Raw genomic sequence first — 13,338 nt, forward strand, 5'->3', positions numbered from 1 at the left:
CGGCCGTAACGACGTCTAAAAACAAATTTGAATAGGTTTAGCTCTATGTTCCGCCGTAATTTACCGTTGATACTGCTGCTTAACGTGGTCGGTATTGCCCTGTTTTTATCCTTTTACCTGCCGATTAACCACGGTTTTTGGGCACCAATCGATTCGTCGATATTTTTCTATTTTAACCGGCATCTGGCCACCAGCGAGACGTTCCTGCATATCGTTGCCGTGACCAACAACCGCGCCTTTGACATCTGCTCACTGGTGGCGATGGGTCTGCTGTACCTTTCTTACTATTTAAAGGAAGACAGCCAAGGCCGCCGCAGGATGGTGATTATCGGTATCGTGATGTTACTCACCGCCGTGGTGCTTAATCAGTTAGGCCACCAGTTGCCGGTAGCGCATAAGAGTCCATCGCTGAGCTTCGAGCACGTTAATCGCGTAAGCGAATTGACGGGTATTCCGACCAAAGACTCCTCCGGTGACAGCTTCCCGGGCGATCACGGCATGATGTTGATGGTCTTCAGCGTCTTTATGCTGCGCTATCTTGGCAAACGCGCATTCGCGATTGCCGTATTGATTACCGTCATCTTCTCGATGCCGCGCCTGATGATCGGTGCGCACTGGTTTACCGATATCATGGTTGGCTCATTGTCAGTGGTATTGGTCGGCGCAAGCTGGTGGTTAATGACCCCGGCAAGTGACATGCTTGTCAATTGGCTGGATAGAAAACTGCCAAAAAAAGCCGCTAAATAAGTTTTTTTAAGAAAATACTTATTCTCGATGACATAGCTTTTTATTATGGCCTGTACAATATTTACAGATTGCCGGGCCATTCTATTTAACGAGATTGTAAATAGGCGAAAGCGGAATATTGCTCGCAGCCCGCATTCTGCTGCGCTTTTAAGCCAAATGAGCACAATACTTAGTCACCGGCTTTTACATCAATAGTTACATTGCTTTACATCATTATTTCTTATTAAAAAACAGATAAAACCTCTCGCATTCCCCTAACCATTACGGTAATCTCGACCTCGTTGCACAGAAATGTGGCATAAATGGTCTAATTCCAATTAAAAGTGTGTTGTACCACACAATTTCCTGGCTAAGCCTTTGCCCAAGCTGAAAGCAACAGATAATCTCGCTTGGTTTTTGGGCAATTTGATAACGAACTTCGGTTTCGTTAAGGACAGCAAGGGAAAACAACATACATGGTCAAGTCTCAACCGTTTCTGAGATATGTGCTGCGGGCTTTACCCGCAATTGGCGCGGCAATTTTACTCTCCGCGTGTAGTGGTACTCATTCTTCGAACACAGAAAACGCACAAACTGAGATGCATGCAGTTAAAGACAAAAATGGTCTTTTACTTCAATCCTCTCAGGATGAATTCGAAGCAATGGTTCGCAACGTCGATATTAAATCCAAGATTATGGATCAATATGCAGACTGGAAAGGCGTTCGTTATCGGTTAGGTGGTGACAGCAAGCGTGGTATCGATTGCTCAGCCTTCGTCCAGGTAACATTCCGCGAACAATTTGGTATGGACTTACCGCGTTCAACTTATGAACAGGAAGATACAGGTAAGAAGATTCAGCGTAACAAGCTGCGTCCAGGCGATTTAGTCCTGTTCCGTGCCGGCTCTACCGGTCGTCATGTAGGTATTTATCTCGGTAACGATCAATTCGTTCATGCTTCTACAAGCAATGGCGTAATGATTTCTAACCTTAATGAAGCTTACTGGACGTCACGCTATCGTGAAGCAAGACGCGTACTGAGTGGCTCACACCCAAACAGCAGTACCGAGAGTATGGCGACTGCAATGCTGCAATAGCAGCGAAAACAGAATTCACTCTTGTTGTCCAAGCCCAGCGAATAAAAAAAGGCCCTCTTCTGAGGGTCTTTTTTTATGCTCACGGCTAAGCAAACCCTCCCCTCTTCCCTTACACTGTTTACCCGCTATTTGTCTTGGGGCTGCACGTAATCTTGTGATACAACAGCCAAAATGGTTGTTTATTAATTCTCAATCTATTATTGAGTTATCACAGCGTCAGCGGCGCCAAATCAGGAGTTAACTTTCAGGATGTTTCCTCGCGCACTCATAGGTCTGCTACTGTCGTTGATAGGATTTTTCGCGCACGCCGAATCGATAGAGGACGGCTACGCCTTTTCAATTTTAGGCTCCCCGAAATACCTCTATAACTTCAGTCATTTTGATTACGTTAATCCTGCCGCCCCCAAAGGCGGAAGTATCACCCTTTCAGCCATCGGCACCTTTGACAATTTTAACCGCTTCGCCTCTCGCGGTAATGCCGCGGTGCGCAGCGATACGCTTTACGACAGCCTGTTTACGCCCTCAAGCGACGAGATTGGCAGCTATTACCCGCTAATTGCTGATTCGGCGCGCTATGACAGCGATTTTAAATGGGTTGAGGTAGAAATAAATCCGCGCGCCGTTTTTCAGGACGGCAGCCCGATCACCGCCAAAGATGTGGCCTTTACTTTCCACAAATTTATGACTGAGGGCGTACCGCAGTTTCGAGTGGTGTATAAGGGCGTGGTGGTGAAAGCCCTTTCTCCACTCACCGTGCGCTTTGAATTTCCGCAACCTAATAAAGAACAAATGCTCGGCCTGCTCGGACTGCCCATCATCTCGCAAAAATTTTGGGAACATCGAAAATTTAACGAACCACTGTCAACACCGCCGCTGGGCAGTGGGCCTTATCGCATTAGCGCCTATAAGCTTGGTCAATATGTTACCTACTCGCGCGTCACTAACTACTGGGCGGCCAATCTGCCGGTTAACCGTGGTCGCTACAACTTTGACACCATTCGCTACGACTACTATCTGGACGATAATGTGGCTCTCGAAGCCTTCAAGTCCGGGGCCTTTGATTATCGCAGCGAACCTTCCCCTAAAAATTGGGCCACGCAGTATCAGGGGACTAACTTTACGCGTGGCTTAATCATAAAGCAGGATGATGAAAACCAGGCCGCGCAGGATACGCGCTGGCTGGCTTTTAATATTCATCGCCCTATCTTCCAGGACCGACGCGTCAGAGAGGCGCTGACGCTGGCCTTTGATTTTGACTGGATGAACAAGGCTCTGTTCTACGGCGCTTACAAACGCACCACCAGCTACTTCCAAAACACCGACTATGCGGCGGCAAACTATCCCGATGCCGCCGAGCTGGCGTGGTTGGCGCCGCTGAAAGGTAAAATCCCTGAAGAGGTGTTTAGCCAGCTTTATCAGCCCCCGCACTCTGACGGCAGCGGCAGTGACCGAGTAAACTTGCTCAAGGCGACCGCACTGCTTAAAGAGGCCGGATGGACGGTAAAAAACCAGCAGCTAGTTAACGACAAAACGGGCAAGCCCTTCACCTTTGAACTGCTGCTGCCCAGCAGTGGAAATTCTCAATACGTGCTGCCTTTCCAGCATAATCTGCAGCGGTTGGGTATTAACATGACCCTGCGTCAGGTGGATAATTCACAGTTCACCAGCCGTTTACGCAGTCGTGATTACGATATGATCCCAACGGTGTATCGCGCCATGACCTACCCCGGCACCGACCTGCAGATTATGTGGAACTCAAAATACATTAACTCCACCTATAATGCGCCCGGCGTATCAGACCCGGCTATCGACCAGTTGACCGACGCGGTGGTCGCACATCAGGGCCAGCCCGACGCGCTGCTCTCACTGGGACACGCGCTTGACCGCGTTTTAACCTGGCACAGGTATATGATCCCGATGTGGTATTCCAACCGTGACCGTTACGCCTACTGGGACAAGTTTTCGATGCCCACCCTTCGCCCACCTTATGCTATAGAGCTAGACAGCTGGTGGTTTGACGTGAACAAAGCTGCGCGTTTGCAAGCGGCAAGAAAGTAGGGAGACGACATTGACTGCATATTTACTTCGTCGGCTTCTGCTGGTTATTCCCACCCTGTGGGCCATTATCACGATTAATTTCTTTATTGTGCAGATTGCCCCCGGCGGTCCGGTGGACCAGGCCATCGCGGCCATTGAAATGGGTCAAAGCAGCGGATTACCCGGCGGTGGGCAATCGAGCGGTAACGGCCATGCCAATGCGGGCGTCGGGATGGTTGGAGACAGCCAGTATCGCGGCGCTCGCGGCCTCGACCCTGAAGTGATAGCCGAAATAACCAAACGCTTCGGCTTCGATAAGCCGCTGCATGAGCGATATGTCGACATGCTCTGGCGCTATGCGCGTTTTGATTTCGGCGATAGCCTGTTCCAGGGCGCCTCGGTGATGCAGCTAGTGAAATTCAGCCTGCCGGTTTCAATAAGCCTTGGGCTATGGAGCACGCTCATCATTTATTTGGTGTCGATTCCGCTAGGCATTCGCAAGGCAGTAAAAAACGGCAGCGCGTTTGACACCTGGAGCAGCACGGTCATCATCATCGGCTACGCGGTGCCCTCGTTTTTATTCGCTATTTTATTGATCGTCTTTTTCACCGGCGGTAACTATTATGACTGGTTCCCGCTGCGCGGCCTGACCTCGGCCAATTTCGACACGCTGCCCTGGTATGGAAAAATTACCGACTACCTGTGGCACATCACGCTGCCGGTATTAGCGACGGTAATTGGCGGCTTTGCCACGTTGACCATGCTGACTAAAAATTCGTTTCTGGATGAGGTACAAAAGCAGTATGTCGTCACCGCGCGGGCCAAAGGCCTCGACGAAAATAAAATTCTCTATCGCCACGTGTTTCGCAATGCCATGCTGCTGGTTATTGCTGGTTTCCCTGCCACCTTTATCAGCATGTTCTTTACCGGCTCACTGCTGATTGAAGTGATGTTCTCCCTGCATGGTCTCGGACTGCTGGGCTACGATGCCACACTGCAGCGCGATTTCCCGGTGATGTTTGGCACGCTGTACATATTTACCCTGATTGGCCTGCTGCTCAATATCATCAGCGATATCACCTACACGCTGGTCGATCCGCGGATTGATTTCGAGGGGCGTCAATAATGGCGCTTAATGCAATTAATCGCGCGCGCTGGGCACGCTTTCGTCAAAACTCCCGCGGCTTCTGGTCGCTGTGGATCTTTCTGATAATCTTTCTGCTGGCGCTGTTCTCCAACGTCATCGCCAATGAGAAACCGCTGCTGGTGAACTATCAGGGCCATTTTTATTTTCCGGTGTTGTTTAACTACAGCGAATCAACCTTTGGCGGCGAGCTGCAAACGACCACCGATTATCAGGACCCGTTCGTGGTTAAACAGCTTGAGAGCCACGGCGGGGTAATATGGGCACCGCTGCGCCAGAGTTTTAATTCGATCAATTTCTCAACCGACAGCCCCTTCCCCTCACCGCCTTCGCGCCACAACCTTCTCGGTACGGACAGCAACGGCCACGACGTACTGGCGGAGATTCTGTACGGGCTGCGAATTTCGCTGCTGTTTGGCCTGATGTTGACCCTGCTGTCTTCGGTGATTGGCATCGTGATAGGCGCAACGCAGGGCTACTACGGCGGAAAAATTGACCTGTGGGGGCAACGATTTATCGAAGTTTGGTCAGGCATGCCCACGCTTTTCCTGATAATTATGCTCTCAAGCGTGGTACAGCCTAACTTCTGGTGGCTGCTGCTCATCACGGTGCTTTCCGGCTGGATGGTATTAGTGGGCGTAGTGCGGGCCGAGTTTCTGCGCACCCGCAACTTTGACTACATCCGTGCGGCACAGGCGATGGGCGTGGCTGACCGCACGATTATGCTTCGCCATATATTGCCCAACGCCATGGTGGCTACGCTGACCTATATGCCATTTATTCTCTGCGGCTCGATTACCACCCTGGCTTCGCTAGATTTTCTGGGCTTTGGACTGCCGCTGGGTTCGCCTTCTTTGGGTTCGTTGCTGCTTGAAGGAAAAAATAATATTCAGGCACCGTGGCTGGGGATAAGCGCATTTATGGTTCTCGCCATATTGCTGTCTCTGCTTATTTTTATTGGTGAAGCGGTACGCGACGCTTTTGATCCCAGTCAGACCCGTTAGGACGCCCAACCATGACACATTCACCACTGTTATCTATTAAGAACTTGGATATCGCCTTTCGCCATGAAGGCCAGCTCTCAGGCGTAGTTCATGACCTCTCGTTGAATATTGCGCAAGGTGAAACCCTGGCGCTGGTCGGGGAGTCCGGTTCGGGTAAAAGCGTGACCGCCCTATCCATACTGCGCCTGCTGCGTGCGCAGTCTGTGGTGTATCCTAAAGGTGACATTTTGTTTGAAGGTCAGAGCCTACTGCACGCTAGTGAACCTGCGCTGCGCAAGGTACGCGGCGATCGTATTGCGATGATTTTTCAAGAGCCGATGGTGTCACTTAACCCGCTACACTCGATTGAAAAACAGCTGGCAGAAGTGTTGTCGCTGCATCGAGGTCTGCGCCGTGAAGCGGCAAGAGCTGAAATCATTCAGTGCCTGGACCGCGTGGGCATTGCTCAGGCCGCCTCCAGGCTGAGTGACTACCCGCATCAACTCTCGGGCGGCGAACGCCAGCGCGTGATGATCGCCATGGCGATATTAACTCAACCCAAACTGCTGATTGCCGATGAACCAACAACCGCGCTCGACGTTTCAGTGCAGGCGCAAATCCTCAGCCTACTGCGGGAGCTCAAGCAGGAGTTGGGCATGGCGATGCTGTTTATCACGCACAACCTGCGGATTGTACGCTCGATTGCCGATAACGTCGCGGTAATGAAAGATGGACGCCGCGTGGAGTACAACAGCCGTACGGCACTTATTTCAGCGCCCCAACATGCCTATACCCAACAGCTGTTAAAGGCAGAACCGACCGGCAGCCCGCAGCCGGTGCCCGACGATAGCCCTGTATTGCTGCGCGTTGAGGATTTGGGGGTAGGATTCCCTGTGCGACGAGGGCTGCTGAGACGCACCGTGAGCGTCAAGCAGGCGCTCAGTGGCCTGAGCTTCAGTTTACGTCGCGGCGAAAGCCTGGGGCTGGTGGGAGAGTCTGGCTCGGGTAAAAGCACGACCGGTCTCGCGCTGCTGCGCCTGCTTTCCTGCAGTGGAAAAATCGAGTTTGACGGTCAGCCACTGCATCAGTTTAACCGCCGACAAATGCTGCCATTTCGTCGCCGGATACAGGTGGTTTTTCAGGACCCCTATTCGGCGCTGAACCCGCGACTCAACGTGATGCAGATAATCGCCGAAGGGTTATTAGTACATAAACGCCTAACGGAGGAACAGCGCGAGCAGCAGGTTATCGTCGCCATGCAGGAAGTGGGCCTTGACCCACAGACGCGCCACCGCTACCCGACAGAGTTTTCTGGCGGCCAGCGGCAGCGTATTGCGATTGCCCGCGCGCTTATTCTTCAGCCAGAACTGGTTATTCTTGATGAGCCCACGTCCTCACTCGACAAATCGGTACAGGCACAAATCCTTGAGCTACTAAACAATCTGCAACAGCGCTACGGCCTTTCGTACCTGTTCATCAGCCATGACCTGCAGGTAGTAAGAAGTCTTTGTCACCAGGTTATTGTATTGCAAGGAGGAAAAGTGATTGAGCAGGGAGAGTGTGAAACGCTGTTTACCAGGCCAGAACATACCTACACGAGGGAACTGCTAGCGTTAACGAAGGTGACTGACGGTCCATGACAACCGGCAGTCTTTAGAATGGATAGATGGCAGATACAGACACGGATTCGGCAATGGCGGTACCGATATTTTTAAGGCGGCACATGGTGGCACTCTCATCGTCGCGTTTAACGAACAGGCAAAGTTCACCCTCGCATTCAACGATATTACTTTCCACCTGAATCTCTCTCAAAGAAAGGTTCAAACCTTGCAAAATTTGTCTGGCACTTTCCCCTTCCGGGCTTAAAAGCTTAAGTCCGACGAGATTGCTGTCCTCATCGCCAGGCAGCGGGATAGCTTCCACTTTTATGCCCGCAAAACCTGAGAGCCAGCGATAAGTATCCGGCAGTCGGTGCACAACTGAAAAATGATCATTATTCAAGGTAGTCCCCAGAAACTCTTCAACAATAAATTAACATCAACAATAATTTCACAAATCTGCAACTCATGAACCAAGGTATAACGCAGAACCGTGATTTTTTCCTGCTAAATCGCTTCAATATAACCTGTAGTTTACATCTCATTAACCATTTAAGTACAAAGGCAGTCAATTGTGATGGTTTTTTGAGCGCTCTAGTCTATTTTTGAGATCGTGGTCGCACTTTGAGTCATTTGTAACCCTTTATGAATCATTTCTCAACCGATTTCAACCATCGCAGTTACCTTTTTGACTCCAAAATGTCACATAATTTAAACAAAGCTCTTTGTTCATAAATTTTAAATTTATACTTATCAATTATTTATATAATACACATTTGGTTAATAACAAATGAACCATTTGATTCAAAATGCTGCACTAATTTTATCATTTTCAACATTATCATTGTTATTTAATTGTTAAATTGAACCAAAATGAAAACGAAATGTTATTTTTTAGCACGATTTGTTAGCGCCTTTTAATTGGTGTGGGATTATCATCCACACCGTTTTTACTGGATTACCCTATCACTGAGGCATTGAACCTCCTCCAAGAGGCCCTGCGCTTCTACGTAACCAAAAAAATAATAATAACTTTTGGCAAGCCGCTGGCTTATTTCCCCCGAAATTAAAGAGAGTTGAGATGGACAAAAATCCTTCACTTTTTGACTTAACCACCCAGAAAAATGGTACCGGTTTCAGTCGTCGTGACATGCTTAAAGGCGTGGGTTCGGCAATGGTGGCTGCTACCCTGTTAGGCTTCCCTTTTTTGACCCAGGCTGAAAAAGATACTGCGACAGGTGATCCGGTAATTTTTTCACAGTTTTTTTTGATTTCTCAGGCAATTACTGAGCATCAGGATCTGAGCCCTGGCATGTCAGCGCGCTTTTTCAACGCTTTCTATCAGGGTAATTCGCAGTTTCCTGCCCAAGTAAGTAAATTGTATTCACTGCTAAAACCGAATCTGCGTGCAAAACAATTTCAGGATCTCGCCAAACAAAATGGACTTGGTGACCTGCTGACCAGCATCATTACCGGCTGGTACACCGGCACAGTCAAAAATGGTACCGATTCCATATTAATTTCCTATAAAGATGCGCTGATGTACCGTCCGGTCAGTGATGGATTGATCGTGCCAACTTACTGCGGCAACGGCCCGCTGTGGTTTACCGCCGCACCGCCCGCGGCATCCATGCCGGAATATATGAATGAAGAGCGCTTGAAAGCGACGCCCGACCTTGATAACACGAGTAAAGCATAATGAATAAACCTACTTTTACCGCAGACGGCGACGCTTCTGCTGACGTCATTATTGTTGGTTCAGGGATTGTTGGCGGCATGATTGCCGACCAAATGGTGAGTTTGGGTCACTCCGTGCTGGTGCTGGAAGCCGGTTTACGCATCGAGCGCGCGCAGGCGGTGGAAAACTGGCGCAATATGCCGTTCGCCAACCGTGCCGGTTCCGACTTTCAGGGGCTGTATCCGCAATCGGAACTGGCACCTGCCCCGCTTTATTTTCCAAAAAATAACTATGTAAATCTGACCGGTCCGAGCGCCAGCAGTTTCCAGCAAGGTTATCTGCGCACCGTAGGCGGCACGACCTGGCACTGGGCTGCCTCATGTTGGCGCCACCTGCCTAACGACTTCAAAATGAAAACGCTTTATGGCGTGGGCCGCGACTGGCCAATTTCCTATGAAGAACTGGAGCCGTACTACTGCCGCGCCGAAGACGAAATTGGCGTGGCCGGCCCAAGTGACCCCGAGCTACAGTCGCCGTCTGAGCGCAGCAAACCTTATCCGATGGAGCAGGTACCTTACGCCTACGGTGATACCCGTTTCGCCGAAGTGGTCAACCCGCACGGTTTTAAATCAGTGCCTATTCCACAGGGTCGCAGCACGCGTCCGTGGAACGGTCGCCCGACCTGCTGCGGTAACAACAACTGCCAGCCTATTTGCCCGATTGGCGCCATGTATAATGGTATCAGTCACGTTGAACGCGCCGAAAACAAAGGCGCGGTGGTGTTGGCAGAATCCGTGGTTTACAAGATTGACACTGACGAAAACAACCGCGTGACCGCCGTTCACTGGCTCGACAACAAAAAGCAGTCGCACAAAGCCACCGGTAAAGTGTTCGCACTCGCCTGTAACGGCATTGAAACTCCGCGCCTGCTGCTGATTGCCGCCAACGAAAAAAACCCGAACGGTATTGCCAACTCTTCTGACCACGTTGGCCGTAACATGATGGATCACTCAGGGTTCCACTGCACCTTTATTGCCTCGGAACCGCTGTGGATTGGGCGTGGCCCCGCGCAGAGCAGCTGTTTAGTCGGCCCGCGTGACGGTGATTTCCGCTCGCAGTATTCGGCCAACAAGATGATCCTCAACAACATCAGCCAAGTGATCCCGGCCACTAACAAAGCGCTGGAAATGGGCCTGGTGGGCGAAGAGCTGGATGCCGAAATTCGTCGTCGCTCAATCTATGGCGTTGATTTATCGATAAGTCTTGAGCCGCTTCCCGATCCGAATAACCGCCTGACGCTAAGCAAAACCCGTAAAGACCCACACGGCCTGCCATGCCCGGATATTCACTACGACGTCGGTGACTATGTGCGTGAAGGTGCCACTGCGGCACACAAACAGCTGGAAGCGATCGGCAAACTTTTTATGGCCGAAGATTTCAACATCACCACCAGCCTGAACGCCAATAACCACATTATGGGCGGAACCATTATGGGCAACGACCCTAAAGACTCGGTGGTAAATGGTGACTGTCGCACCCACGACCACGCTAATCTGTGGCTGCCGGGCGGCGGTGCCATTCCCTCATCCAGCGTGGTCAACAGTACTTTGACCATGGCGGCCCTGGCGCTCAAAGCCGCTGATGATATGGCTAAGTCTCTGGCAGGTAATGCATGAAAAAATTACTGAGTTTAGGCTTGCTGAGTGCGGTACTCGGCGGTTTTGCAGGACTGGCTTCGGCACAGGACAGCCAGCTAGACCTGATTGCCAAAGGAAAATGGGTCGCTACCGCAGCCGACTGTCAGGCCTGTCATACCAATCCGGAAGGTGGCAAAGCGTTTGCCGGTGATTATCCGATTCAATCGCCAATGGGCACCATTTTCACCACCAATATTACGCCGTCTAAAAAGTACGGTATCGGCAACTATAGCGAAGAGCAGTTCAGCCGCGCGGTGCGCGATGGCGTGCGCCCAGACGGCGAAAACCTCTATCCGGCAATGCCCTACACGTCTTACAGCCACATGAGCGATGACGATATCAAGGCGATGTATGCCTACTTCCAGCACGGCGTACAGCCTGTTGATGCGCCGACCAAGGTCACCGCGCTGCCCTTCCCGTTTAATATGCGTATTGCAATGGCGGGCTGGAATATGCTGTACCTCGACAGCTCGGCTTTCAAGCCTGACCCGTCTAAAAGCGATGAATGGAACCGCGGTGCTTATCTGGTTAACGGCGCTGGCCACTGCGACACCTGCCATACGCCGCGTAACCTGATGATGGGTGAAGTGACGTCGAAACCGCTGGCCGGCGGCATGGTCGGCCCGTGGTATGCGCCAAACATCAGTGCAGACCCGGTGAGTGGTATTGGTAACTGGACGCAAGCCCAGCTGGTTGAGTACATGAAAACCGGCCGTACCCTAGGTAAAAACCAGGCGGCCGGGCCGATGGCCGAAGCCGTACAGAACAGTCTGCAATACCTGCCGGAGTCAGACCTAAACGCCATTGCTTTCTACCTGAAAAACAGCACGCCGGTACGCGACCCTGCTGACAAACAGGCCGCAGACAGCTTTGGTCCCAAGCAGGTAAACGTTGAAGATGGCCTTCGCGGTGCGCATCCTTATAATGCCAATAACACCATTATCGGTGGCGCGGCGCTGTTCAGCGGCTATTGTGCCAGCTGTCACCAGCCCGACGGCGGCGGCAGTAAAAATCAGGCTTATCCTTCGCTGTATAACAATACTGCAACTGGCTTGACCAATGCCTCCAACCTGATTTCCGCCATTCTTTACGGCGTAGACCGCCAGGTGGGTGACCAGCATGTGCTGATGCCGAAGTTTGGCGAAGGCTCCTACGTGGGTCAGTTAACCGATGCTCAGATTGCCGATATCTCCAACTACGTGCTGACGAACTACGGTAATCCTGACGTTCAGGTTACGGAACACGACGTGGCCGTGCTACGCGGCGGCGGTCCAGTGACGCTGTTGGCTAAACTACAGCCGTTCATGGCACCGGCGATGGTGATAGGCGTAATTGTTGTACTGCTGCTTATCTTCTGGCTGGTGAGAAGGCGCAAAACCCGCGCTCGCTAACTTTCAAGCATAGTGAAAAGGGAGAGGACCTCGGTGCTCTCCCTTTTTTATATAAAGGGCAGGTGAAATCTTTCTGTTAATGCATCAATGAAGGTTCTTACCCGCGGATTAGTAAATTTAGCAGGGAAATATAAAGCATAAAGATGATGAGTTTTATAAAAAACCTTATCGTCAAGATTCAATGCCACCAACTTCCCACTCTTTAAATGCTCGCCGGCTAAATATAAAGGCAAATAGGCCATCCCCTGATGATTCAGTACGCACTGTAAAATAGCCAGACTTGAGTTTATTTTAGTAAAAATAACGTCTTCATTATTTTCAACAATATTCACATTCATCATGGGGTAACTAAAAATATGATGACCACTCAGACAGTTTATTGATTCAGGCGTACCCTTTTTATGCAGGTACTCGGTTGAAGCACAATAAACCCAATCAATATTACAAATCTTGCGCATAGAATAATTTTCAGGAGGAACCGTGCTTATCCTGAGAGCAATATCATAGTGGGTATCGTTTAGATTAATGCACCGATCGTTCAAATCCACGTCAAAAGTGACACTGCTATTCTTCTTAACGTATTCATTAATCAATGAAAAAATGTGGGTGTAACCGAAGGCCATAGAGCAGGTTAACTTCAGCTCCCCACTGGGCCTTTGATTATAATGGATGGTCGAGTTTATTGTATCATCAAGATCGTCTAATAAACCTTTAGATTTTTCATAAAAATTGCGTCCTGCATCTGTTAAAAATAAACTCCTGGTGGTCCTTTTTATTAATGTAACATTCAATAAACTTTCAAGTAATTGCAAACTTTTACTCACCGACGAAACGCTTACATTTAACGAGTGTGCAGCATCACTAATACTGAGCAAGTCGACAACGCGAACAAAACTTTCAATCTGTTTAAGTGAAGGATGTCTTGGACTGTTCATTTTCAACTTTAATTAAAAAGTGTTTCCATAAAACAACAGTAAACCATGATTG

At 50.1% G+C, this 13,338-nt stretch carries 11 protein-coding genes; 9 read left to right on the forward strand and 2 right to left on the reverse strand.

Annotated features, from left to right (window positions below; translation table 11 throughout):
• Nucleotides 1–45 precede the first annotated feature (45 nt).
• The 6 genes from GA565_RS17120 (at nt 46) to yejF (ending at nt 7,627) form a co-directional block, all read left to right on the forward strand.
• Nucleotides 46–747 (forward strand): phosphatase PAP2 family protein, encoded by a 702-nt coding sequence (locus GA565_RS17120; protein ID WP_152199586.1) that lies wholly within the window; start codon nt 46–48, stop codon nt 745–747.
• Nucleotides 748–1,202: 455 nt separating this feature from the next.
• Nucleotides 1,203–1,823 (forward strand): bifunctional murein DD-endopeptidase/murein LD-carboxypeptidase, encoded by a 621-nt coding sequence (gene mepS, locus GA565_RS17125; RefSeq protein WP_152199588.1) that lies wholly within the window; start codon nt 1,203–1,205, stop codon nt 1,821–1,823.
• Between the two features lie 249 nt (nt 1,824–2,072).
• Complete coding sequence (locus GA565_RS17130) at nt 2,073–3,881, forward strand: extracellular solute-binding protein (protein ID WP_152199589.1); 1,809 nt, start codon at nt 2,073–2,075, stop codon at nt 3,879–3,881.
• Nucleotides 3,882–3,891: 10 nt separating this feature from the next.
• Nucleotides 3,892–4,986 (forward strand): microcin C ABC transporter permease YejB, encoded by a 1,095-nt coding sequence (locus tag GA565_RS17135; protein WP_152199591.1) that lies wholly within the window; start codon nt 3,892–3,894, stop codon nt 4,984–4,986.
• A complete protein-coding gene (locus GA565_RS17140; RefSeq protein WP_152199592.1) occupies nt 4,986–6,008 on the forward strand; it encodes an ABC transporter permease in 1,023 nt (340 codons plus the stop codon). Before GA565_RS17135 ends, GA565_RS17140 begins: the two co-directional genes overlap by 1 nt.
• A gap of 11 nt (nt 6,009–6,019) precedes the next feature.
• Complete coding sequence (gene yejF, locus GA565_RS17145) at nt 6,020–7,627, forward strand: microcin C ABC transporter ATP-binding protein YejF (RefSeq protein ID WP_152199594.1); 1,608 nt, start codon at nt 6,020–6,022, stop codon at nt 7,625–7,627.
• 13 nt (nt 7,628–7,640) lie between these two features.
• Here the strand turns inward: yejF and GA565_RS17150 are convergent, their stop codons facing one another.
• The gene (locus tag GA565_RS17150) at nt 7,641–7,988 is read right to left on the reverse strand and encodes a YejG family protein (RefSeq protein ID WP_152199596.1); all 348 of its coding nucleotides are present in this window, start codon (nt 7,986–7,988) and stop codon (nt 7,641–7,643) included.
• A 678-nt stretch (nt 7,989–8,666) separates the two neighbouring features.
• On the opposite strand from GA565_RS17150, the gene GA565_RS17155 reads away from it, so the two are divergent.
• From GA565_RS17155 to GA565_RS17165, 3 genes are read left to right on the forward strand one after another with little or no spacing between them, the layout of a single operon-like run.
• Complete coding sequence (locus tag GA565_RS17155; RefSeq protein WP_152199597.1) at nt 8,667–9,284, forward strand: sorbitol dehydrogenase family protein; 618 nt, start codon at nt 8,667–8,669, stop codon at nt 9,282–9,284.
• The gene (locus tag GA565_RS17160; RefSeq protein ID WP_152199599.1) at nt 9,284–10,939 is read left to right on the forward strand and encodes a GMC family oxidoreductase; all 1,656 of its coding nucleotides are present in this window, start codon (nt 9,284–9,286) and stop codon (nt 10,937–10,939) included. Before GA565_RS17155 ends, GA565_RS17160 begins: the two co-directional genes overlap by 1 nt.
• Nucleotides 10,936–12,351 carry a cytochrome c gene (locus GA565_RS17165; protein WP_152199601.1) on the forward strand — a complete coding sequence of 472 codons (1,416 nt, stop codon included), beginning with the start codon at nt 10,936–10,938 and terminating at the stop codon, nt 12,349–12,351. The genes GA565_RS17160 and GA565_RS17165 overlap by 4 nt, the downstream gene beginning before the upstream one ends.
• A 47-nt stretch (nt 12,352–12,398) precedes the next feature.
• Here the strand turns inward: GA565_RS17165 and GA565_RS17170 are convergent, their stop codons facing one another.
• Nucleotides 12,399–13,286, reverse strand: a complete 888-nt coding sequence (locus GA565_RS17170) for a LysR family transcriptional regulator (protein ID WP_152199602.1) — start codon at nt 13,284–13,286, stop codon at nt 12,399–12,401.
• Nucleotides 13,287–13,338: the final 52 nt, after the last annotated feature.

It is taken from the genome of Rouxiella sp. S1S-2, assembly GCF_009208105.1.
In the GTDB taxonomy this organism is placed as follows: Bacteria; Pseudomonadota; Gammaproteobacteria; order Enterobacterales; family Enterobacteriaceae; genus Rouxiella.